The sequence below is a fragment of the Algoriphagus sp. Y33 genome (assembly GCF_014838715.1).
GTDB lineage: Bacteria > Bacteroidota > Bacteroidia > Cytophagales > Cyclobacteriaceae > Algoriphagus.
In genome coordinates, this window is the sequence record NZ_CP061947.1 from 2230182 (window position 1) to 2254202 (window position 24021).

The following is a 24021-nucleotide window of genomic DNA, read 5'->3' on the forward strand; positions in this document are numbered from 1 at the left end:
GTGATGCATGTAATTTAAAGCAAGAAATGTGACATCATAGCATTTGATTAAAGAAAAATCATTTTAAGCCAAAATTATATTTGCATCATACTAAAGCAATTTATGGGCAAATTTCGGAATTGAATCAAAATCTGTTTCGGTAATTAAACATTTCTATTTAGTTTCAATGGATGGAAAAAAACAGAAAGAAAATCCTTGTGATTGATATCGGTGGCTCAAATGTTAAAATTTTGGCCACAGGAGCTCCCGAGCGGATTAAAATCCCTTCCGGAGCCGACTTTAAACCGGAGGAAATGGTGGAATTGGTTAAAGAGAATGCCTCCCAATGGGAGTACGATATGATTACAATTGGTTTTCCGGGTGTCGTAAAGGACAACAGAATAGTCTCAGAGCCTGTAAACCTCGGTGAAGGGTGGAATACATTCGATTATCAAGCTGCCTTCAATTGTCCAATAAAAATAATCAACGATGCCGCCATGCAGGCTCTTGGAAGTTATGAAGGTAAAAAGCTCCTATTCCTTGGCTTGGGTACCGGATTAGGAACTGCGATAGTTCACCATAACACCATCATCCCCATTGAAGGCGGACATCTCCCCTACAAGAAAAAGACATTTGAAGAGTACGTGGGCAAAGAATACCTGACCAAAAGCGGTTCAAAGAGATGGGAGAAAAACGTACTAAAGGCGGTGGAAATTTTCCGTGCAGCTTTTCAGCCCGAAGATATTCTACTCGGTGGCGGAAATTCTAAGTTACTTAGCACTCTTCCCGAAGGATGTAGACTGGGAACTAACGAAAATGCTTTCAAAGGTGGATTTAAATTTTGGGAAGAGGATTTCAAACTGTAAGATTTTAGAAGTCAAGAATAGCTTTACTTTCAAATTAGATTTTAATCGCAGAGGAGGACGCTGAGATCGCAAAGAAAATCGTAGTGTTTTTTGGAAAAAAAAACACACTTTATAAGGTATAAACTCAGCGTACTTTATGGTAAAACTCTTCCTTTTCCTCTGGATTTTTAAGACTTAATATCTACATGTTTTTTCGTATTTTCCAAACTGATTGAATACCAATACTCAATTAGCCAACCAATCCAAAAACCAAACCTATGAAATCGACCTTGTCTTTGGGAGAAAGACCTGTAGTAATCGACACCTTTTGGAATTTTCCGCTAGTTATAGATATACTATGTGAGATTCGCTGTCTGTACGACAACCGGGTATCCGGTTTCCTTCGTCACGGGACAGGTTATGGCCATAGAAAATCAAATAATTAACACATGAAACAGTTATTCCTTTATGCCTGTGCAATCCTATTTTTTTCTAGCGGATGTGAAAAAAAGCAAGAACAGGAATCCGTAGATACTTTGCTCGTAGATGATCAAGTGAGGGAGAGAATTGACTCTACCCTATCGGACTTTGTAGATAGCGGCAATATTGCCGGTGTTTCAGCTTTAATTTTTGAAAAAAATCAGGAAGTCTATTTCAATGCTTTTGGGTATGCTGACAAGGAAAATGAGGTAAAAATGGATAGAAATACCATTGTGCAGATTTATTCCATGACTAAGCCGATCACCGGAACGGCCTTGATGACTCTCTATGAAGAAGGCAAATTTCAATTGGACGATTCCTTGGCAAAATACGCCTCTGAGTTTGCAAATATGAAAGTGTATGATGGCGTAGATGAAAATGGCAACATTCAGCTTGTAGCCGCTGACAGGCCAGTAACCATTCGGGATATTACCCGCCATACCGCCGGATTTCCCAACCGAGCCGATATCCCGGGATTGAGTGAAATTCTTGAGGAAAAAGATCCTAGAAGTTTTGAGATTACGCTAACCGAAATGGCTAAGCGGATTGGAGAGGTTCCGCTTTGGTTTCAACCCGGTACACAATGGGAATATGGTCAGTCAGTGGATGTGCAAGCTTTTTTGGTAGAAAGAATTTCAGGAATACCATATAATGAATATGTGCAAGAACATGTTCTCAATCCGCTGAAAATGAATGAAACCAGGTACTTCGTACCCGAAGCCGACCGGGGCCGTTTGGCATCCTCCTATCGAAGAACAGGTGAAGGCCAGTTGGAGAAAATTCCAAATGAAGAAGCTCATGATTTTAATATAAATAAATATCCTTTGACTCCAGGCGGTTTCGGACTGACCTCAACTTTGGATGATTACATGACTTTTGCCAGAATGCTGGTTCATAAGGGGGAATTTGGAGAAGCAAGAATTCTCAAACCAGAAACAGTAGAACTGATGGCTACAAATCATCTTCCGGATTCGGTAAGCGAAAGATCTTGGCTGCCCACCAAAGGCAAGGTTGGATTTGGAATCGACTTCGCAGTACGGATTGCTCCTCCCGCCAGTGCTGAAGAAATTACAGGAACTGTCGGTGAATTCTTTTGGGATGGAGCTGCCAGCACATTATTCTGGGTAGATCCGGTAAATGAAATTACTGCCGTACTCTTTGTGCAGTTATTTCCATATGATGGAATCGGGCTTCATAAGAAATTCAAGGATGCTGTTTATGGGAAGTATCAGCCGGCAAAAACCAACTAGTATGAAGGGCAGGCTGCCTGCCAGATTTTGCTATCAGAATCGCACAAACTTTGCCGTTGTTCGAGTCCCACGAACCACTCCTTTTGACGTCTTTCCTTTTACCGTAAGCGACCAAACCAAAGCGTAGAATCAATTGGTCATACATCAAGATTAGAGATTAGCCTCCGATCAGCTTACCTCGCCGCAGTGAGCAGCAGAGAAATCGCTTTTAGAATATATTTCACCTCCTTCGGGGTTAACATAAAGTCGTAATCCTGCATTTTCTATAAATGTTCGAACCCTTCAGCTTTTAAACCCTTCGTCGTCGTTCGTGTCATAAACGACATCTTAACAATTGTTCAGTTTGCCTAGCCGTGGTGGGGTGGGTAAAACGCTAGTTGGACTTACAAAGAATATGTAAGTAACTTAATGCTGGTTTTAAATTACCTTTGTCCCAATCAGAACCAATTTTATAGAAACTGCTGTTCTACACTCATTGTAACCTAGTGGACCTTGAATCCATTACTTATTACAGCGTATGAAAACAAGACCAAGAGTAGTAGTCGGCCTCTCCGGAGGGGTCGATAGTTCCGTCGCCGCTCACCTACTCATCGAGCAAGGCTACGAAGTCATCGGGATGTTTATGAAAAACTGGCACGATGAATCCGTCACTATTTCCAATGAGTGCCCCTGGATGGAAGACTCCACCGACGCGATGCTCGTGGCTGAGAAATTGGGAATTCCTTTCCAAGCGATTGATCTAAGTGAAGAATACAAGGATAGAATCGTGGATTATATGTTTGCCGAATACAAAGCCGGTAGAACTCCCAATCCGGATATTCTTTGCAACAGGGAGATCAAATTTGACATTTTCCTGAAAGCTGCCGAGAAACTTAAAGCTGATTTTGTAGCCACAGGGCATTATTGCCGGAAAAGCGAAACCATGGGAAAAGATGGGAAAGTAGTCAATCAGTTGCTCGCCGGAGCCGATCCTAATAAGGATCAGAGTTATTTTCTCTGTCAATTGAACCAAAGTCAGTTGAGTAAGGCGCTTTTCCCAATCGGACATAAGCTAAAGCCTGATGTAAGGGCTATAGCTAAAGAGCAGGATCTGATCACTGCTGATAAAAAAGACAGTCAAGGACTTTGCTTTATAGGAAAAGTACGTTTGCCTGACTTTCTTCAGCAGCAATTGAAGCCTAAAAAGGGAAAAATTATACAAATTCCCGAAGAGCTTCCAATTTATCAGAAATTCAAAATTCCCGCTGGAATAGCTCCTGAAGATTACGATCAAGAAACGCTGGATGCAATCTCACTCCCCACTCATTATTCACAAGACCAGGGGAAAATATTGGGAGAACATAATGGAGCCCATTACTTTACCGTAGGACAGCGGAAAGGACTTCATGTGGGTGGTACTGGGAAACCCTTATTTGTGATCTCTACAGATACCCGGGAAAATGTGATTTATACCGGCTTGGGAGAAGACCATCCCGGTTTGCTAAGAAATGCGCTTTTTGTGAAATCAGATGATATTCATTGGATTCGGGAAGACCTGAAACTTGCTATTGGTGAAACTGCCGGATATGAAGCCCGTATCCGATACCGTCAGCCGTTAAGTGGAGCTACACTGATCCAGAAAGAAAATGGTCTCTATGTCATCTTCGATCAACCTCAAAAAGGCGTAGCTTCAGGGCAATTTGTCGCTTGGTACGATGGGGAGGAATGCATAGGTTCGGGGACAATATTCTAGGATTTACTCAGTAATAAGCTCAAGTCTCTGACCTAACTAGGACAAGTCTTCCAGACTTGTGCTTATTGCATTGCAGTCTTCAGACTGCTTGTATATTACATTGAATCATTACCCGGATTATGCATTGGGTTTCGATATAACCTGTCCCGATTTTAATCGGGAAGGACTTAATTGCAAGAAAATCCGGTTGTTTGAAGAGTGAGTCCGCCGCGGCGGATATGGTGAACTTGAAAACTGCAATGTAATGGCTGATTTTGAAGCAATTAATGGTTGTAATAACTTGTACGCCGTGGCGTAGAATTGCTAATGCATATTTTGGGTTAAAGTGAGCAGTCGTGAGACTGCATTATTGAAGGTCCAAGTCTGAAGACCCAAAAAAGTTGTCCTTAATTGTCGATTTCAAATCTCAAATTTTCCAATTTTAAATTCACCCGTGCTAAAAATCCTTTTCGAAGACGAATACCTCATTGCCATCAATAAGCCATCGGGCCTGCTTGTCCACAAAACTTCCATCGCCGCCCATGAAACTGTCTTTGCATTACAGTTGCTCCGGGACCAAATCGGACAGCATGTGTCTCCGGTTCACCGCCTAGACAGACCTACGAGCGGAGTATTGCTTTTTTCCAAGAAGGAAGGAATTCTACCTATGCTCAAAGAGCAGTTTGCTGATCGCTCTATACAAAAAACCTATCTGGCGATCGTACGGGGAATACCGGTGATCAAATCAGCCCTGATCGATCATCCTTTGACAAGCGAACGCTCCGGAAAATTGCAAGAGGCCAAAACTCATTATACCGTTTTGAAAGAGACAGAAATTCCATTTGATACCACAGGAAGATATCCTACCAGCCGCTATAGCTTACTGGAGCTAAAACCGGAAACCGGACGAACCCATCAGATCCGGAGACATTTGGCGCATCTGAGGCATTACATCTTAGGTGACAAAAAGCATGGAGATAACAAACAAAATCAGTTTTTCGAGAAGCAATTTGGCTTGGAAAATCTGCTTTTACATGCTGAAAAACTGGAATTTAAACATCCTATTTCCATGAAACTCATAAAAGTATCCTCTCCGCTTCCTACTCATTTCCGAAAAATAAGTGAGGACCTGGATTTACGTTACTCATAACATATACTGAACAAACCTGACAGGCTTTACAATTTGCTCCTCGAAAACCAAATCATCTATCTAAAACCGATGGGGTGTAAACCTGTCAGGTCATGGTTAACACTGCGCTAGGCCATCCTCCTACGAAGGAATAATGGAATGCTTTTCCGTAATTTGAATTACTTTAGAAAGCACAATATATAAACCCTATGAAAAAATCACTTTTAGGCCTTAGCCTTCTATTATCTGTGGCTTTTGTAGCTGAAGCACAAAAAAAGAAAATTGATGAAGAATTTGACGAAAAAGCAGCAATTACGGATCTAAGCTATCTGGCATCCGATGAGCTGAAAGGCAGAGATCCAGCCAGTCCTGAAATGGCTTTGGCATATGGTTACATTGCCAAACATCTGGAAAGTGTAGGCGCAAAACCTATCCCGGGGGCGGACGGCTATTTTCAAAATATTCCTTTCCGACTATCCTCTCCTCCTTCCAAAGGAAAAGTGACCATAGGTGATTCCTCCTACAGCCAGGGTATTGATCTGCTTGTGCTGGATGGTGAATCTCTGAGCGGCACCTATGAATTGGTGGATGTGGGGTTTGGTATGCCGGAAGATTTTGAAGGTAAGGACTTGACTGGAAAAATCGCTGTCAGCAGCGTAGGTGCTCCGGATAAAATGAGCCCGGCTGATTTATTTGCTTTGGGCAGCGAGAAATCTGCCAATGCCAAAAAAAATGGGGCGGTGGCTCTAATCGAACGATTCAATATTCCTTCTATTCCATGGCAGTTGATCTCTAATTACCTAAACCGTGCCCAAATGGGTATCGACAAGGGCGATTCAAGTGACCTTCCATACATCTGGGTGAAAGATCTTTCGAACGCTCTACCCAAAGGGATCACTACTGAAAAAGCCAAATCAGCAGTTCTGGAAATCGAGGGAAAAACCAACACACCTGTTGATGGAAAAAACGTAGTTGCCTGGATAGAAGGAATAGACAAAAGCCTGAAAAATGAATATGTGATGCTTTCTGCGCACTATGACCATGTAGGAATAGGCCGGCCTGATGAAAGCGGAGATTCCATTTATAACGGAACCCGTGACAATGCCATAGGAACGGTGGCCGTAATGAATGCCGCTAAGTTTTTTTCGGAAAATCCTCCCAAAAGATCTATCCTGTTGGCACTCTGGACTGCAGAAGAAAAAGGTTTGCTTGGCAGTAGGTATTTTGCCGAAAACCCATTGATTCCGCTCAATCAGATTATTTACAATCTAAATATCGACGGAGCCGGCTATAATGACACTACGATTATTACGGTCATAGGTCTGGGAAGAACCACCGGAGATAATTTGGTTATTGAAGCCGTAGAAGATTTCGGTTTGAAAGCCCTTGCAGATCCTGCTCCTGAACAAGGGCTTTACGATAGATCGGACAATGTGAACTTCGCCAAAGAAGGTATTCCCGCTCCCACATTCAGTCTGGGATTTACAGCTTTTGATGATGAGATTAACAAATACTACCACAAAGCTGCAGATGAAGTAGATTCCGTTGACTTGGATTATGTGACGCTTTATTGGAAATCCTATATTCTTGCAGCTCAAAATATCGCCAATGCAGCTAATCAACCTAAGTGGGTTGCAGGTGATAAATACGAGGAGGCAGGCAATAAGCTTTATGGAGAGAAAGAGTAAGTATTTGATTCGTAAGTAGTAGTTGTTGTAAAAAGTGAGAGGTAGAAAGTGAGATGAATGCGTCTCACTTTCTACCTCTTTTCATTTTTAGTGAGTTTATATGTTGTGCTCCATCCCCATAGAAAATTGACGGGCAATCTCCATGCCTGTCACTAAAGTCTTGATTCTAGCTACTTTTTCCAACCCAAGTCATCATTGCAAGGGGAAGCTCTACAGGTCTCAATACACTCGTATATCTTGCCTCTTTGATCTTGTTTCTTGGCTCTAGACTCTTGATACTTGCTTCTTTGCTACTCTAAAATCATCCAAACAGCATCCCCGCTATCGTAGCGGTCATCAGACAAGCAAGTGAAGCTGCCAGTAGAGATTTCAACCCTAGTCGGCTAATATTTGCTTGCTGATTTGGAGCTATAATGGCTATACCTCCCAGTTGAATTGCAATAGAGCTAAAGTTGGAAAATCCACACAATGCATAAGTTGCGATCACAATGGATTTTGCGCTCAGGCTACCCATCTCCTTCATTTCGGAAAGGCTCAGATAAGCTACAAATTCATTAATAACGGTTTTCTGTCCCAGCAGACTTCCTACCTGAAGCGTATCTGTCCATTCCACTCCTATTACCCAAGCAAATACCCGAAAAATCTGCCCGAAAAGATATTCCAATGAAAAGCCTTTGAACTGACCTCCTGTGCTATTTACCACAAATTCATTAAGACCTGTGACATCCCCCAATATTCCCATCAAAAGGTAATTAACCGCCGCGATCACAGCTATAAATGCCAGAAGCATCGCTCCTACGTTTAGCGCTAGTTTTAACCCTTCTGAAGCCCCTATCGACATTGCGTCGATAAGATTCACACCCATCGCCTCCTCATTCACCTCCAGCTTCTCCTGCACCCGCTCCTTTTCTACTTCGGGGATAAATATCTTGGACATCACGATTGCAGCAGGTGCATTCATGATACTTGCACCTAGAAGGTAAGCTGCAAATTTGCTTTGTTCCTCCAGGCTGTCTCCTCCCAGAAAAGCCACGTAACCTGCCAAAACTCCGCCTGCAATCGTCGCCATACCTCCAGTCATCAAGCACATCAATTCTGATTTGCTCATCTGGGGAATAAAAGGCCGTACCAAAAGTGGCGCTTCTGTCTGTCCCAAAAAGATATTTCCGGCTGCTGACAAGCTTTCAGGGCCTGAAAGTCTCATTGTTCTGGCCATCACCCAAGCTATTCCGAAAACTACTTTTTGCAGAATCCCCAAATAATATAACCCGGCGGAAACCGTAGAGAAAAAGATAATGGTAGGCAGCACTTGAAAAGCGAAGATGAATCCATAGCTATCACCCGCCAAATCCCCAAAAATAAAGGCTGCTCCGTCCCGGCTAAAACTCAGAAACTTCACAAAGCCTCTGCTGATCATTGCAAAGGCACTTTCTACGATGGGCACTTGAGTAATTAAAAAACCAAAAACCAATTGAAGCAAAATCCCAATTCCAACTAATCTCCAGTCAATTCTTTTCTTATTGCTTGAAAAAACAAAAGCCACCAAAACGATGACGGCCAGACCAAAAACCCCTCTTAAGTAATCCATTCAATAATTATTGCAGTAAGGCCTAAAAATAAGGAACGTAGGTTCATAAAACAATCATGAATTAGGAGGATGGGAGCGAAAATGGGTATAAAAGGTAGTTTAAACCCGGATTTTGCCTTAGGTTTCGTTAAGAGACCATTAATTGCAATAAAATCAGGCTGTTTGGAGACTGAGTCCGCCGCGGCGGATATGGTGAAGTCGAAAATTGCAACGCAGTGACTGATTTTGAAGCAATTATTGGTCGCAATAACTTGTACACCGTGGCGTAGAAATGCTAATGCATAATACGGGTTAAAGGGCAAAAAGTGTTCAGTAAGTTGTATTCAGTAGCAGAAAGCAGTCTGTTCAAAATTGGTTAAAGGTTATAATATTAAGGGTTAAGGGTTATAAGGTTAAGGCTAAAATGTCTCATGAATTAGACTTATTGAAAATACAAACTTCTATGTTTCCATGTGGTTAAATAAAATGATCAATTTTCAAATTCAATGGCCAAGGAAAAGCAAACTCTAATTTCTAATTCTACAAAGTTTTCGTCCCTTTGGGACTAATCCCCAGCACCAGACGCTGAAGATTGGCGCAAGTCTCCAGACTTGCCACGGCTTGATGTAGTCTTCAGACTGCCATTCTATTCCCCTTCCAAACACTCTACAAATTTCACTTCAGCACTGTGTATGCCATTACGAACAGTGTCACATACTCACCTTAATGCAGTCCCCTCTCCTGACTGCAACATTCTGTAAGCAATGAAGTAAATTCCCCCTAGCGTATTTCGAAGTCTGAAGACTTCATTAATTAAAGTCCAAGTCTCACGACTTGGACTAAATTCGCCATAAAAAAAGCCCGAGTTACCCCGGGTCTTGATAATGTATCAGTTTCTTTTGTTGATTTCATCCCGAATACGGGCAGCTCTCTCATAATCCTCACTGAGTATCGCTTTGTCAAGCATTTGATTGAGTTTGTCCAAGCTGAAATCCTTCAAAGAAGGCTCTTTTTTAGCTGTGAATTTTTGTGTTGAAGGTTTAGGCTCTGTTTTTTCATCCTTTTTCTCTACTTCATAATGTTCCACTGCTCCTTCTGACATGGCTTTTTCGGTACAGAATACAGGACTTCCAAATCTTATCGCGATTGCTATCGCATCAGAAGGCCGTGCATCTATATCAGATTCGATATGGTCGCTTTTACACTGAATTTTGGCATAATACACTCCTTCCTTCATATCTGTGATGACAATTCTCTCGATGTCAAAATTGAACCCGGAGGCAAATGACTTAAACAAATCATGCGTCATGGGACGATTAGGCACAATCTTTTCGATTTCTAAAGCTATCGCTTGAGCTTCAAACATACCGATTACTATCGGTAAGCGTCTAGCTCCCCCCACTTCTCCCAGTACCAAGGTAAATGACCCTGACTGGGAATGGTTGGACGAAAGTCCCAAAATCTCAAGTTCTATGAGTTTTTCCACAAAAATTTATAATTCAGCTTTAAACGCTTCGTTTAGTTTGGGTACAACCTCAAAAGCATCACCAACGATTCCATAATCCGCAGCTTTGAAAAAGGGCGCATCCGGATCTTTATTGATTACCACAATGCACTTTGAGGAATTTACCCCTGCAAGATGTTGAATAGCTCCTGAAATTCCTATCGCTATGTACAAAGTTGGAGCGACTTTTATGCCTGTCTGCCCTACGTGCTCATGATGAGGCCTCCATCCAAGATCAGAAACAGGTTTAGAACATGCTGTAGCTGCTCCCAACGTTTTTGCCATTTCCTCAACCATGCCCCAATTTTCCGGACCTTTCAATCCTCTTCCACCCGATACGACGATATCGGCTTCCGGAAGTAAAATGTCACCGGTAGCTCGCTCTGTAGCAGTGATTTTAGAAACGAAATCCGAATCACTTATAGCGACATCGAAGCTCTCCACTTTTGCATCAGGGCCATCCTGCTTCAGATCAATTGCATTTTTTTTGATTGCCAGAATTTTATTGTCAGTCGTAACAGTTGTTTCCGCGAAAGCTTTTCCCGTATAAATACTTCTCTTCACCACAAATCCTGCATCGGTTTTTGGCAATTCCACCACATTGGACACCAGCCCGGCATTCAGCTTAATAGCCAATCTGGCTGCTACTGCATCACCCAAGGATGACTTTGCCAACACCAAAGTTTTAGCCCCAATAAGATTAAATGCCTGAGCTACCGCTGAAGCATGTGCTTGGATCACTCCTGCATCCAATTTGCTGTCTGCTCCATGAAGTACTTTCGCCGCACCGGCTTTCCCAATAGCGGCTAATTCTTTCTGACCGATAGTGCCCAGTGCTACCGCCACCACATCTCCCTCACCGGTCTGTGCAGCTAAAGCATTAGCAAAAGAGACCGCCTCAAGGCTCGTCTTTTTCACATTGCCTTCAGCTTGTTCTATATAAACTAATATTGACATAATATCTTAATTTTTAATAAGTTATTGGGTTTGTATTAAAAAACTTTTGCTTCGTTTTTCAGCAGCTTCACAAGCTCTGTCACATTATCTTTATCTATTAGTTTCACCGAGCCCTTTGCCGGAGGAAGCTCATATTTGCTTGCTTCAGCCTGGGTCTCCTGAGAGACAGATTCTACTACATTCAGCGGCTTGGTTCTCGCAGACATAATTCCACGCATATTTGGAATCTTCCATTCTGCAATGGGTTCCTGACAGCCTGCAATTAGCGGAAGGCTCGCTTCCAGCATTTCCTTACCACCTTCAATTTCTCTGACCATTTTTACTGTAGATCCGTCTATATCCAACTTCATCACAGGAGAAAATGAAGGAATTCCCAACAACTCTCCTACCATGCCATGGACCATGCCTCCATTGAAATCGATAGATTCTCTACCCATCAAGATCAAATCATATGCACCTTCCTTTGCATAATGCGCAATTTGCTGTGCTACAAAATAAGAATCCTTTGGAACAGAATTTACACGGATCGCTTCATCAGCCCCTATTGCAAGCGCTTTTCTCAGGGTAGGATCGGAATCCGCTTCTCCTACATTCAAAACAGTTAACTTACCACTCGCCTGATCCCTAAGTTCCACAGCACGTGCCAAGGCATAATCATCGTATGGACCGATAATATATTGCACTCCGGTAGTATCGAACTTGGTATTGTCGGCCGTAAACTGAATCTTGGAGGTAGTATCGGGGACGTGGGTGATACAAACAAGAATCTTCATTGGTTTAGAATTAGATTAGTTTAGATTTATTTCCCGTGAAAATAACAGTAAGCACTTAATTAAAAAAACTATTGATGACCAATCTGGAAAGGACACAATTACTCAAGCAATTTGCCGAAGAAGAACCTGGAAATCCCTTCAACTGGTATGCCTTGGCTTTAGAATATAGAGAAACGGATGAAGAAGAGGCATTTACCCTATTTGAAAAGGTACTAACCGACCATCCAACCTACCTTGCGGCTTACTTTCCCGCAGCTCATTTCTATGCGGAAATGGGTGAAATAGATCAATCAAAATTGATTTTTGAAAAGGGAATAGTATTGGCTCGGGAGCAAGATAATTTGAAAGCTCTTCAAGAACTACAGAATGCCTATCAGAATTTTCTCTTTGAGAATGATTTGGATTAACCCTGAAACATACAGCACTTAGCCTAAAAAGACTGCTAAAACTAGAACATCAAATTGGTAGCTCTAGACTTGTTTTTTTATTCCTTTCTCAGAAAACAATTATCGATCAGGTCTTCACGCATAACTAAGGAATGAGATTAAAAAAATCTGCCGGTATCAGCGTCTTTTTCTGCATAAATCTGAAGGAACCACTTATCTTAAACTTTCCAATCTCCGCTTATTAAACTCCTTGCTTCAATGATTACCCAAAAAGAAATGCTGGCCCATTTTCTGCCAATTCTAGAAAAAATCGGCAAACGCTATAAAAAGAAAAGTATGGTTCGTGCCAAGAAAGCTCAATCGGGACAAGTTGTCATCACTAAGACATCGGATGGCAGCGAAACCAAAAACACGGCAGAATCGGGCGATTGGCTTGTCGAAAATCAAACGAGTAGCAATGAGCATTATCTCGTAAAAGCAGAAACTTTTAAGAAAAAATATTCTCTAGTTCAATCGCTGGAGAAAGGCTGGGGATGCTATCAGCCTAAAGGTGAAACCTCAGGAATGGTCGTGAGTGAATCGCACTTGGAAGCTCTGGGGAATCCAAACGCACTGGAATTTCAGGCTCCCTGGAAAGATACGATGATTGTAAAACCAGGAGACATGCTGGTCGTCCCTTCAGAGAAGGATGAAATCTACAGAATAGCAAAAAAAGAATTTGGAGAAACTTATATGGAAGTCTAAGGTACCAGCACGATCTTACCCATCTGTTTGCCATCACGCATACGGTCAAAGGCTTGTTCAGCCTCTTCGAACTTGAAAACCCGATCTATAATCGGATGTATTTTCTTTTTGCAAACTAAAGAAACCATATTCTTAAAATCCAGATCCGAGCCCATCGTGGTTCCTATTATCTGTAACTGATTCCAGAATATTTTTCTCGCCTCAAGCTTACTTGGATTGCCTAGAGTAGCTCCGTAGAACACTATCTTCCCTCCAGGTTTTGCGACTTGTATCAGCTGGCCCAACGTATCTCCCACTGCTCCGTCAATTATCAAATCAAAGCCATCTACGTTAGTTAGTGCCTTCGATGTCCAGTTGCTATACTGATAGTCAAATACATGTGTCACTCCTAATGCATGGGCTTTTTCCAATTTTTTCTTACTGCTGCTGCTTGTAGAAACTTTGGCATCTAAGGCCAGCCCAAACTGCACAGCAAACTGAGCCACGCCGCCTCCAAAGCCGGTGACCAGCAGATTTTCCCCCGGCTGAATGCTTCCCTTATAAGTAAGGGCACGAAAAGCAGTCAAACCTGCAAGAGGCAATGCTCCCGCCTCCTCCCAAGATAAATGGTCAGGCTTAGTGTGAAGCCTATCTACAGGTACAATCACCGATTCAGCCAATGTTCCATTCCCCGGCATTCCGAGAATCTCAAAAGATGCACTTTGTACTTTTTGGTTTTCCCCCCAATTCATTGCGGGATTAACGATCACCTCTTTTTGCAACCATTCTTTATCCACACCCTCTCCCAGCTCAGTTACTATCCCGGCACCATCAGAACCGAGAATCACGCCATCTTTAATATTCGGATATAACCCTTGGCGGCACCATTCATCCCTGTGATTCAATGCTGCCGCTTTGATGGAAACCCGAACTTCTCCCTCGGACACCCCCTTTTCCTGAACTTCAGTCAAAAGCAGGTTGGAATTCTTAGTACTATCTAATGTAATTGCCTTCATATCCAAAAATTAAAAAGCATCTTCAGAATTATTTCTATTCAGTAGCTCATCTCCATCATCGCTGTTGGCTTTACTCTGGAGTTTGATTGTATTTCCTGAATCAAATTCAGACACTCCGCTTGACTGAGCGGCAAAAGTTGGTCTGTACAGAGCATTTCCACCTTGAGGATCTTGCATAGTCCCAAAGCCGTCCAAATCCTGAAACTTAGTATATCTACCGATAAATCGAAGTCTTACCGTATCCAAAGAACCATTTCTGTGTTTTGCGATGATTACTTCCCCTACCCCTTGAGTAGAGTTATTGTCCTCATCTTCAGTGATTCCATAATATTCGGGACGGTACAGGAACATCACCATATCGGCATCTTGCTCAATAGCACCCGATTCCCTCAAATCCGAAAGCTGTGGACGCTTATCCCCGCCCCTTGTTTCCACAGCTCTGGAAAGCTGCGAGAGCGCAATTACGGGCACCTCAAGTTCTTTTGCGATTTTCTTCAAGGCCCGGGAAATACTCGCAATCTCCTGTTCACGGTTTCCTCCTCCTCCACTTTTGGAATCACCGGACATCAACTGTAAATAATCGATTACAATCATCTGAATATCGTGCTGCGCCTTAAGCTTTCTACATTTCGCCCGCAATTCAAGAATGGAAAGTGCAGGCGTATCGTCAACAAAAAGTGGAGCTTTGGATAGCTTGGCAGTCTTATGAACCAATTGAGCCCATTCATGCTCTGCAAGTGTTCCTTTTTTTATTTTCTCAGAATCAAGCTCAGCTTCTGAAGAAATCAAACGATTCACCAACTGAATGGAAGACATCTCCAATGAGAAAATAGCAACGGGACGATTGTGATCCACAGCGGCGTTTCTCAATACCGAAAGTACAAACGCCGTCTTTCCCATCGCGGGACGTGCTGCAATAATTACCAAATCTGATTTCTGCCATCCCGAGGTCACCCGATCTAATGCTGTCAAACCGGAAGGAACTCCAGTAAGTCCATCTTTCTGTCCTTTTCTGGCTTCCAATTCGATAATAGCATCCCGCATGATGGACTTCATGTCAGAATAATTTTTTCGGATATTTTTTTCGGATATCTCAAAAAGATTCTGCTCCATCTTGTCCAACAACTCAAAAACATCGGTTGTTTCCTCGTATGCATCTTTTTGAATATCTGAAGCAATTCTGATCATCTCACGCTTGATCGATTGTTCGGTGATAATCCTTGCATGATATTCGATATTAGCCGCAGAAGCTACTTTGGAAGTAAGTTCGGTTACATAAAAGGCACCCCCTGCAATCTCCAGATTACCGCTTTTTCGAAGCTGGGAAGTCACGGTAAGCAAATCAATAGGCTGACTTTCGGTAAATAAATCCAGAATAGCCTGAAAAATAACCTGATGCGAATCCTTATAGAAACTCTCTACCTTCAGAATATCTATCACATTCGTAAGCGCTTCCTTTTCCAGCATCAAAGCACCAAGCACAGCCTCCTCAAGATCAATGGCTTGCGGGGGCATTTTACCCAGCATATTGGAATTTTGATTGTTAGGCTTGTTGCGGGTGATACGTGGATTGCTGCTTTTCTCGGTCATAGAACAAATGTATTGGGAAAAAGGCAAGAGTTTTAAACAACTTCTGCCCAGAGTTATCAACACTCGAAGAGCTCAATAATCAAGCCCCAAAGGAAAATCATTTAGAAAAAAACATCGATTCTTTTTGCCTGAAACCGGAGACAGAACTGAGTAGGGAAAAGAGCCGTTGATACTCAAAAAGTTGAATATCCGGTGAATTGTACTGCAAATCGGGGTTAACTTGTAAAGGCAATCCATACCACTCAGAGAAAAAGTTTTGAATAAGAAGTACAGGGCTCCTCAGCAGCCAATAATTATTTTTAAGTTTGATCTGAAATTACCACTCTTTACTTTCCCTAATGAATAACTATCACTTTATAGCCGTAGGTGGAGCCGTGATGCATAATTTGGCGCTGGCACTGGTAGAAAAAGGCTATCAGGTTACAGGTTCGGACGATGAAATCTACGAGCCCTCCAGGACAAGATTAGAAAAAGCCGGGGTTTTACCTGCTGAGTACGGCTGGTTTCCTGAGAAAATCACTTCAGACTTGGATGGCATCATTCTGGGAATGCATGCCAGAATTGATAATCCAGAGCTACTCAAGGCACAAGAGTGCGGAATACCCATTTATTCCTTTCCTGAGTTTATATACAACCAGAGTCAGTACAAAAAGCGGGTGATCGTGGCCGGTTCTCATGGCAAAACATCTATCACTTCGGTGATTCTCCATGTGCTGAAAGATCAGCAAATTGATTTTGACTACTTGGTCGGTGCCCAGATCGAGGGGTTTGACCTGATGGTAAAACTGTCGGATGCTCCCCTGATCATCATAGAAGGCGATGAATACCTCACTTCTCCACTGGACAGAACTCCGAAGTTTTTCCATTATAAGCATGACATTGCATTGGTCAGCGGAATCGCGTGGGATCATTACAATGTATTTCCCGATTTCGAAGAATACAGGGAACAATTCAGCAAATTGATGGATATGACTCCTGAGTCAGGAGAATTAATTTATTGCGAAGCTGATCCTTTGGTAAAAGAAGCAGCAGAGAAAAGTCCGATTGATGCTAAGAAAACGGCTTACGAAGCCCATCCGGCAATAATCAAAGACGGAAAGACTTATCTGGAAACCGAAAATGGATTAATTCCTATTTGTATTTTTGGAGAACACAACCTACAAAACCTCCAAGGTGCGATGGATATCTGCCTGTCCTTAGGATTGTCAAAAAAACAGTTTTACGAAAGCATTCAGACATTCAAAGGAGCAGCAAAAAGACAAGAACTCTTGGTCAGGAATGAAAATTCAAGCCTTTTCCGGGACTTCGCCCACGCTCCTTCCAAATTGAAAGCCACAGTCTCGGCGGTAAAAACCCAATTCCCTCAAAGAAAACTTTATGCTGTGCAGGAATTACATACCTACTCTTCTTTGAATAAGGAGTTTTTGCCTAATTATGCCGGCTCAATGGAAGCTGCGGACGTAGCAATTGTGTACCTTGATCCGCATGCAGTAGCTTTGAAAAAACTAGAGCTGATGGATGTAGATACCTTGCGTGATGGATTCCAGAGACCAGATTTAATATTATTTACCGATAGCAAAAGCCTGAAGGAATATCTTCTGGCTCAAGACTACACTAATTCCAACCTTCTTTTGATGAGTTCGGGATCCTATGACAAAATGGACCTGGAACCGATTAAAACCAAATTCAACTAATTATGAAATTAAACTTAAGGAATTCCATAGCATTTTTTGACCTGGAAGCAACCGGAATCAATATCTCTACAGACCGGATTGTGGAGATTTCTATTGTAAAAATAATGCCGGATGGCGGTCAGGAGATCTACACCAAAAAAATCAATCCTACTATTCCTATTCCTTTGGAGTCTTCGCTAATCCACGGCATCTACGATAAGGATATCAAACAGGAGAAGACGTTTAAGGAACTGGCAAAGGAAATATTCCAGTTTATCGGACAATCGGATCTTGCAGGATTCAACATCTTAAAATACGACATTCCTTTACTAGTGGAAGAATTTCTACGGGCAGGAATCGAATTTGATCTGGACAAGCGAAATTTACTGGATGCACAAAAGATCTTTTTCATGATGGAAAAGCGAAATCTTACCGCTGCGTACAAATTCTATTGCGGACAAAAACTCGAAAATGCACATAGTGCCGAAGCTGACACTTTAGCAACACTGGATGTATTTAAAGCTCAGGTAGAACGCTATGTGGGTGAAGAAATGGAAGATTTGCAAGGCAATAAAATGGGGGTTTTCGAAAATGACATGAAGAAGCTACATGAGCTCCTCAATGAAAAAATGGTAGATCTGGCAGGAAGGTTTGTCTTCAATAATGAGGGTGTAGAAGTATTCAACTTCGGAAAGCAAAAAGGAACTCCAGTCACTCAGGTGCTAAAAGATGAGCCTGGTTATTACGACTGGATGATGCGTGGCGACTTTCCACTTGACACCAAACGAAAACTTACCCAAATCAAGCTGAGAGGCTTTAATCAATAACAGACTGTCTCATAACTCATAATTGTCGCATTCGCGGAGTCGAGGACCCTTTGACTCCGCGAATGCGACCCCACCTTTGCTCATAAATCCCAAACCTTCCTTATCTTTTGTAAATCCCAAATTTTTCTTACTCAGCCTGACAAGAAATCCTACTTATGAGACAACCCTTTTTTTGTTCCTATTTTAGAATATAATTTATAGACATTCCAATAAAAGCATTTGCTGCTTTTAAGCATGGGAAATAAGGCCTGACATTCCAAATCACTTGTCTCCTGAAACTGATGAGTGTAAGAAATAATTTCATTTTCACATGATTAACCGCAATGATTCCAAGAGCATTATTTTCTTTGGTTTACTTGCAGGGGATGCGGATTACCCGCCACATGGAGGCAAACTCAAATAGATTGGCTGAAAGATGTCTTGTCGAATAATCCCCGAAAATGGCCTGTAATTACCTTCCACTACCCTGTCTATGCTACATCTCCGAATAGGTATCATGAAAAATGATAGAATATATACGGCTAATATTGCATGAATTCAAGGTTGATCTGGCGATACAGGGGCACGATCATGCCTATGCATGCGGGAAGAGCTTTCGAAACAGAGGATCAATACGACTATGAAAAAACAACTATACATATAGTTTATGTCGTAGAACCAAAAATGTACTACGTCAAAGCAGATAACCGGATGGATCGAAGAGCCTAAGGCACACAGACATATCAGTGGATCAAAGCAAAAGAAAATGTGCTAAGCTTCAAAACCTATACCGCCTTTGGAGAACTTTATGGATGCCTTTGAGATTCACAAAGACTCCCAAGGCTTCAGTACATTAATCAATCAAATTTCCTAGATGCAAGAGCTGATTCAAGTAAATAAACAATAGCTTGAAAACCCTTACTGAAAAAAATCAATCAACATCCCCTTTTAAAGTTGACTCTCAATTTTGCCTATAAATTATAAAACAAAGAGACTGCCTTTGATTTTGAGACAGCCTCTTTGCTTTTAGAATTTCTAATCAACTTTTACTTTTTGTAATAAGCTAGCGCTTCTGGCATAAGGTTATTCAGTTTGTCAATTCTGGTCTGTGAAGCCGGGTGTGTGGAAAGAAACTCAGGTGGAGCTGCTCCATTTTCTTTCTCCAGCATTCTTTGCCAGAAAATCGGTGCCTCCCTAGGGTCATATCCTGCAATAGCCATAAAAATCAATCCCATTTCATCAGCTTCCAACTCATGTTTTCTAGAAAATTTCAACATCCCTAGTTGGCTGCCTATCCCTACAGACTGCAAGAAAAGAGATTGGGTCAAGGTCGGATTTTGTCCCATGGCTGTAGACAATACGCTTACCCCCATGTTGGTAACCATGCCATTTGACATACGCTCTGCCGAATGAGAGGCTACTGCGTGGGCTATCTCATGCCCCATCACCACGGCTATACCTGTTTCGTTCTGGGTTAGAGGCATAATCCCTGTGTAAAATGCTACTTTGCCTCCCGGCATACACCAAGCATTTACTTGATCACTTTCAAGCAAGTTAAACTCCCAATCAAAGGAGCTGGCCAATTCCTTATAGCCTTTAGATACCAAATAATCTTCTACTGCCGCAGCCATACGTTTCCCCACTCTGAGTACTTTCTGCCCATCCGCTGTATTGGTCAACACCTTATCCTCTTTTAAAACCTGACCATATTGCTCATTCACCAAAGGCTGAATCTCTTCATTTGATACCAAGGAAAGCTGACTTCTCCCTGTCAATGGCACTTTGGCGCAGGAATAAAGTATTAGCCCGGCGCAAAATAAAATTGCTATCTTTTTCATGTTATAAGTATTTTCATCGATTGTATAAAAGTCCCAAATTAAATACCACAAATCAATTTTCACTACTTTACTAGCCCAATTAGAAAATATATGAGCATTAATAAAACCATAAGAACCTTAAATTCAGACGCTTTGTCTTATCAAAAAAAGATGAGCAATCCACTCTATTTTTGGTTTGGTATGTTGGTCAGGCTTCCTTCTGCTGTGTTCTGGAAAATCCGAATTGAGGAATTGGGAGCTGAAAAATGTATAGTAACCATTCCATATTCTTGGAGAACACAGAATCCTTTTAAGTCTATTTATTTTGCGGCTATGGCAGGGGCGGCCGAATTGAGCACAGGCGCACTGTGTCAACTGGCAATAAGCGGGTTGGGAAAATATTCCATGCTGGTTGTTGATTTCAGAGCAGAATATTTTAAGAAAGCCAATCAAAAAATCACGTTTTCCTGTTTGCAGGGGGCTGAATTATTTGAAATGCTTGAATCTCTTAAGCCAAATGATACGGGAAAGTTGATGATGATTTCCAGCGGTAAGAATCCGCAGGGCGAAGAAGTAGCTCGCTTCTTTGTAACTTGGTCTTTCAAAAGAAAACTCTAATAACCCCATTGAGCCTCTCGCTGGATAAACTCGCTCAAAGTAGCATAAACACGTTCTTTGCTCCAGTCTAAAAATTCATGATAACTATTTCCTTCATTGAATCGGATAATCATTCTGTCCCAATCCGAGCGTTTCAGCTGATACTTAACCATAAAATTCTGACGTACTGAATCCGATTCAATCACTTCATAATAGCCTGCTCTCCTTCTCATCCATTCTTGCTTTTTTTGGTATTCCCGCTCTTGCTTGGCTCTTTTTGTCAAAGAAGACAATACACCTGCTATGGCTACTCCTCCATTAGGGGAATCCAGATATCCCGCACTAATCCCTCCTTTTTTGGAAAGTGATGTTTCTTCATCAGGATCTATCAACACCAGCTTGCCGTCTTTGAAGCGGAAGCTATATGGGTCTGATTTCACTTCAAATGTAGGAAGCAACCTGGCTCTGTCCTGAATCTGAATCATAAGAAAGGTTTCTTCCTCCAGCACCAGCTTTTGCGCTATAAATCCCGGAAAAGAAATAAGTAGTGTATCTCCACTTTCTCCATTGACCGAAAAATAACCTCGAGTATTGGTGGTGTCTACATTTTCTGTTCCTACCACCTCTACTGATACTCCTTCGAGATATCTCTTATCGTTTGCATCCAATACATTTCCTGTATATGATCTCTGAGCCAATAGTGCCGGGAGAAAAGCAAAGTACAGAAAGAACAGGAGCCTAAATTTCATAAAGCCCAAAAATAAGCAAGCTTTACTTAGGTATTAAATTTCAGAAAGTTAAAGAAGCTTAAGAACCTGAAAGTAAAAATCCAATTCCCAACGTTTGCCAATTGATCACTTTTAATCATCCGAATCTAGTTAATTTCGCACAATGAATTTCACGCTTACACGATACGCCCCTACCCCGAGTGGTTTTTTACACCTGGGAAATCTCTATTCTTTTTTAGTAACCAAAGTTCTAGGAGAAATTACCGGTGCCAAAATCCTTCTAAGGATAGACGACTTGGACCGTGACCGGTACAGAACTGAATACGTTCAGGACATTTTTGATACGCTGGATTTTATGGAAATCAGCTATGATCTTGGACCAAAAACCATTGAAGAATTTGAAAAAGAATGGTCTCAGATCCATAGAATGAATATGTATCAGGAAGCATTGGAGAAAATCAGAGATCGAAAATTAGTCTTTGCCTGTGATTGCACCCGTAAGAAAATACAACAAATGGATTCTTCCGGCTATTATTTGGGACATTGCCAAATCAGGAATATTCCGTTGGAAAGAAATGAAACTTGCTGGCGTATAGACACGTTCGACACGGATTTCATCAAAGTCAAAACTTACTCAGAGGGAGTGAAATCCTATACCCTTCCGGAAGATTCTGCTTTCTTTATAGTTAGGAAAAAAGACAAGCTTCCTGCCTATCAGCTGACCTCAGTACTAGACGACGTACACTACGGTGTGGATCTGGTCGTAAGGGGAAATGATTTACTGGGATCGACTTTGGATCAGCAAATCGTAGCCAAAGGTCTTGATATCTCCTCCTTTCAAGAAGCGACATTCCATCACCATTCTCTACTAAAAGGACCGAAAAACAAAAAGCTGTCTAAATCCGAGGGAGCTACATCTCTTCAATTTCTGAGAAAAGAAGGCAAGAAACCTGCTGATATTTATGGAATTCTGGGTGAAATGACTGGAATGAAAGAGCCCATTCGGGATTTCGATTCTTTTAAGGCAAATCTTATAATCTAAAAACTACACGTTAGTTATTCCGTTTAGCCCACTGCAAATCTGACTGGATCTTGCAACCCTAAGCCATGTATAGTAAAAAAGCCGAAGGAAGGAATGATCTCCGGCTTTTTATCTAGTGAAATGAGATAGCAAGTCAATTTAAAACCTTTATTTTCCAGAGTATTGGCTCTAGATTCTTGGCTCTTCATAGGATCTACTTAATACTTAGTTATATTTTGCCGGCATATCAGGAGCTACCATGGACTTTTTAATAAACTCTCGGATATCTTCATTGGAAGTCTCCAAATCCTCCGCTCTGAGATACATCATGTGTCCACTTCTGTACCCTTTCCACGAGATCCTGTCCGCCATTCTTCCGGCTGCATCGATTTGCCACAGGTTATACTTGGCATTGAAGAAATCGGTTCCGCCATCGTAATATCCCGACTGCACCATTAAGTGAAGGTAAGGATTCTGGCGCATGGCGCTTCCCAAATCGTAACCTGTACTCTCATTAGAGCGATCCCAAGGATGCACCGGGCCAAAAAGATTATAGGTCAGATCAGTTTTGAAATTCAGATCCTCTCTCACGTAAATCTGAAATGAAGGAGCAAATGCATGGTTCCATGAGGATAAGGCAGGATCAAAATCAGGTCTGGATCCTGTGCCCGCATGGTCAAACCCCTTGTACCTACTGTCCAATCTACCAATGGTCATTCCCTGATCCCGAAGCAATTCCTTCCAGAAAAAATTTGTAGGAATCAATAGATTATGCTCCAGCACCACTTCTTTGCTAAGTCCTGAATACAGTGCATATTTAGTAGCAATTGCGTCTCGATCAGCTGTTGACAAGGTTCCGCCTTTCACTACTGCAGGAATTAATTCATTGATTGTGAAAGCCTCTACTTCCGGCAATAAATCATCCAAATCATGGCTTTGCAAAGACGCATCCAACACCTTGTGATACCAAGCTGTAGCCGCATAATACGGCAGATAATTAGAAGTATGGATAGGTGCACCACGCTCAACTCCCAGTTCAGTCGGAGAAACCATAATCACACCATTGAAATACATCCAATGAGCATTCTGAAGTTGTGCCACCAAGCCGGCAACACGAGTGGTTCCATAACTCTCTCCAATAAGGTACTTTGGCGAAGCCCAACGATTAGCGCGGGTTACAAATGTATTCACCCAGTCTGCCAAGTATTTGATGTCAGAATTGATTCCAAAGAAAGTAGAACGGTCGACTTCTTCATCTACAATTCTAGAATACCCCGTATTCACAGGATCTATATAAACAATATCCGCCACATCAAGAATAGAATATGGATTGGACTTGGTACCATACGGCTGCAGCGGGTAGCCTTCTTCGTCAATATTTAATACCACAGGACCGGTATAAGCAATATGCATCCAGATAGACGCTGATCCCGGACCGCCATTGAATGAAATAACTAGAGGACGGGTAGTCTTATCTGAAATATCTGTCCGCTCATAATAGGTGTAAAATAAGGAAGCGATTGGTTTACCTTTTTCGTTCCAGACTGGCTGAGTGCCGGCCGTAGCTTTGTAAGGCACTTTCTTGCCTTTTATGGTAGTTTCATGGGTAGTCACCACGGCAGATTCTATTTCTATCTGTCTTTCAATACTTCGCCTTTCTGTCTGGGCAGTAAGTGAACTTGCGGTAAGGAGTATTAGTAAAGTAAAAGTTAGCTTTCTCATAAAATATAGTGGTATAATTAATCGATTTTGAAACTACTAATTGTAAATAGAATCCTGAA

The 24021-nt window shown here is 41.8% G+C and carries 22 protein-coding genes; 13 read left to right on the forward strand and 9 right to left on the reverse strand.

Translation table 11 applies throughout. The features are described from left to right. Positions 1-170: 170 nt before the first annotated feature. From ID165_RS09040 to ID165_RS09065, 6 genes are all read left to right on the forward strand, one after another. Positions 171-845 carry an ROK family protein gene (locus ID165_RS09040; protein WP_192350024.1) on the forward strand — a complete coding sequence of 225 codons (675 nt, stop codon included), beginning with the start codon at positions 171-173 and terminating at the stop codon, positions 843-845. A 257-nt stretch (positions 846-1102) separates the two neighbouring features. Further along, the gene (locus ID165_RS09045; protein WP_192350025.1) at positions 1103-1270 is read left to right on the forward strand and encodes a hypothetical protein; all 168 of its coding nucleotides are present in this window, start codon (positions 1103-1105) and stop codon (positions 1268-1270) included. Between the two features lie 3 nt (positions 1271-1273). Further along, positions 1274-2554: a serine hydrolase gene (locus tag ID165_RS09050; protein WP_192350026.1), complete on the forward strand. Its 1281-nt coding sequence runs from the start codon at positions 1274-1276 to the stop codon at positions 2552-2554. A 517-nt stretch (positions 2555-3071) separates the two neighbouring features. After that, positions 3072-4286: a tRNA 2-thiouridine(34) synthase MnmA gene (gene mnmA, locus ID165_RS09055; RefSeq protein WP_192350027.1), complete on the forward strand. Its 1215-nt coding sequence runs from the start codon at positions 3072-3074 to the stop codon at positions 4284-4286. Between the two features lie 418 nt (positions 4287-4704). Beyond that, the gene (locus ID165_RS09060) at positions 4705-5415 is read left to right on the forward strand and encodes a pseudouridine synthase (protein WP_192351410.1); all 711 of its coding nucleotides are present in this window, start codon (positions 4705-4707) and stop codon (positions 5413-5415) included. Between the two features lie 188 nt (positions 5416-5603). Beyond that, positions 5604-7082 (forward strand): M28 family peptidase, encoded by a 1479-nt coding sequence (locus ID165_RS09065; RefSeq protein WP_192350028.1) that lies wholly within the window; start codon positions 5604-5606, stop codon positions 7080-7082. A 301-nt stretch (positions 7083-7383) separates the two neighbouring features. Here ID165_RS09065 and ID165_RS09070 read toward each other — a convergent pair whose 3' ends face one another. The 4 genes from ID165_RS09070 to ID165_RS09085 form a co-directional block, all read right to left on the reverse strand. Further along, positions 7384-8670 (reverse strand): NupC/NupG family nucleoside CNT transporter, encoded by a 1287-nt coding sequence (locus ID165_RS09070; protein ID WP_192350029.1) that lies wholly within the window; start codon positions 8668-8670, stop codon positions 7384-7386. A gap of 868 nt (positions 8671-9538) precedes the next feature. After that, entirely contained in the window at positions 9539-10135 is a 597-nt protein-coding gene (locus ID165_RS09075; RefSeq protein WP_192350030.1) for a bifunctional nuclease family protein, read from the reverse strand. Between the two features lie 6 nt (positions 10136-10141). Next, positions 10142-11110 carry an electron transfer flavoprotein subunit alpha/FixB family protein gene (locus tag ID165_RS09080; RefSeq protein WP_192350031.1) on the reverse strand — a complete coding sequence of 323 codons (969 nt, stop codon included), beginning with the start codon at positions 11108-11110 and terminating at the stop codon, positions 10142-10144. 35 nt (positions 11111-11145) lie between these two features. Further along, positions 11146-11883 (reverse strand): electron transfer flavoprotein subunit beta/FixA family protein, encoded by a 738-nt coding sequence (locus tag ID165_RS09085; RefSeq protein WP_192350032.1) that lies wholly within the window; start codon positions 11881-11883, stop codon positions 11146-11148. A 74-nt stretch (positions 11884-11957) separates the two neighbouring features. Here ID165_RS09085 and ID165_RS09090 point away from each other — a divergent pair, with 74 nt between their 5' ends. After that, the gene (locus tag ID165_RS09090; protein ID WP_192350033.1) at positions 11958-12290 is read left to right on the forward strand and encodes a tetratricopeptide repeat protein; all 333 of its coding nucleotides are present in this window, start codon (positions 11958-11960) and stop codon (positions 12288-12290) included. Positions 12291-12527: 237 nt separating this feature from the next. Beyond that, a complete protein-coding gene (locus ID165_RS09095) occupies positions 12528-13013 on the forward strand; it encodes a hypothetical protein (RefSeq protein ID WP_192350034.1) in 486 nt (161 codons plus the stop codon). Here ID165_RS09095 and ID165_RS09100 read toward each other — a convergent pair. Together ID165_RS09100 and dnaB are read right to left on the reverse strand one after the other, a co-directional pair. Continuing rightward, on the reverse strand, positions 13010-14008 hold the full coding sequence (locus ID165_RS09100; RefSeq protein ID WP_192350035.1) for a zinc-binding dehydrogenase: 999 nt from the start codon (positions 14006-14008) through the stop codon (positions 13010-13012). The genes ID165_RS09095 and ID165_RS09100 overlap by 4 nt on opposite strands. A 9-nt stretch (positions 14009-14017) precedes the next feature. Next, entirely contained in the window at positions 14018-15598 is a 1581-nt protein-coding gene (gene dnaB / locus ID165_RS09105; RefSeq protein ID WP_192350036.1) for a replicative DNA helicase, read from the reverse strand. 338 nt (positions 15599-15936) lie between these two features. Between dnaB and murC the strand changes: the two genes are divergently transcribed. The 3 genes from murC (at position 15937) to ID165_RS09120 (ending at position 18806) form a co-directional block, all read left to right on the forward strand. Further along, positions 15937-17292: a UDP-N-acetylmuramate--L-alanine ligase gene (murC, locus tag ID165_RS09110; RefSeq protein WP_192350037.1), complete on the forward strand. Its 1356-nt coding sequence runs from the start codon at positions 15937-15939 to the stop codon at positions 17290-17292. A 2-nt stretch (positions 17293-17294) separates the two neighbouring features. Then, positions 17295-18098 carry a 3'-5' exonuclease gene (locus tag ID165_RS09115; RefSeq protein WP_192350038.1) on the forward strand — a complete coding sequence of 268 codons (804 nt, stop codon included), beginning with the start codon at positions 17295-17297 and terminating at the stop codon, positions 18096-18098. Positions 18099-18629: 531 nt separating this feature from the next. Continuing rightward, positions 18630-18806 (forward strand): hypothetical protein, encoded by a 177-nt coding sequence (locus ID165_RS09120; protein WP_192350039.1) that lies wholly within the window; start codon positions 18630-18632, stop codon positions 18804-18806. Positions 18807-19123: 317 nt separating this feature from the next. Here the strand turns inward: ID165_RS09120 and ID165_RS09125 are convergent, their stop codons facing one another. After that, positions 19124-19915, reverse strand: coding sequence for a M48 family metallopeptidase (locus ID165_RS09125; protein ID WP_192350040.1), 792 nt, complete (start codon positions 19913-19915; stop codon positions 19124-19126). 90 nt (positions 19916-20005) lie between these two features. Between ID165_RS09125 and ID165_RS09130 the strand changes: the two genes are divergently transcribed. Next, positions 20006-20512: a PaaI family thioesterase gene (locus ID165_RS09130; RefSeq protein ID WP_192350041.1), complete on the forward strand. Its 507-nt coding sequence runs from the start codon at positions 20006-20008 to the stop codon at positions 20510-20512. On the opposite strand, the gene ID165_RS09135 is transcribed toward ID165_RS09130, so the two are convergent. Further along, positions 20509-21240 (reverse strand): carboxypeptidase-like regulatory domain-containing protein, encoded by a 732-nt coding sequence (locus ID165_RS09135; protein WP_192350042.1) that lies wholly within the window; start codon positions 21238-21240, stop codon positions 20509-20511. The genes ID165_RS09130 and ID165_RS09135 overlap by 4 nt on opposite strands. A gap of 142 nt (positions 21241-21382) precedes the next feature. Between ID165_RS09135 and ID165_RS09140 the strand changes: the two genes are divergently transcribed. After that, complete coding sequence (locus ID165_RS09140; protein WP_192350043.1) at positions 21383-22261, forward strand: glutamate--tRNA ligase family protein; 879 nt, start codon at positions 21383-21385, stop codon at positions 22259-22261. A gap of 204 nt (positions 22262-22465) precedes the next feature. On the opposite strand, the gene ID165_RS09145 is transcribed toward ID165_RS09140, so the two are convergent. Continuing rightward, a complete protein-coding gene (locus tag ID165_RS09145; protein WP_192350044.1) occupies positions 22466-23962 on the reverse strand; it encodes a S10 family peptidase in 1497 nt (498 codons plus the stop codon). Positions 23963-24021 lie beyond the last annotated feature (59 nt).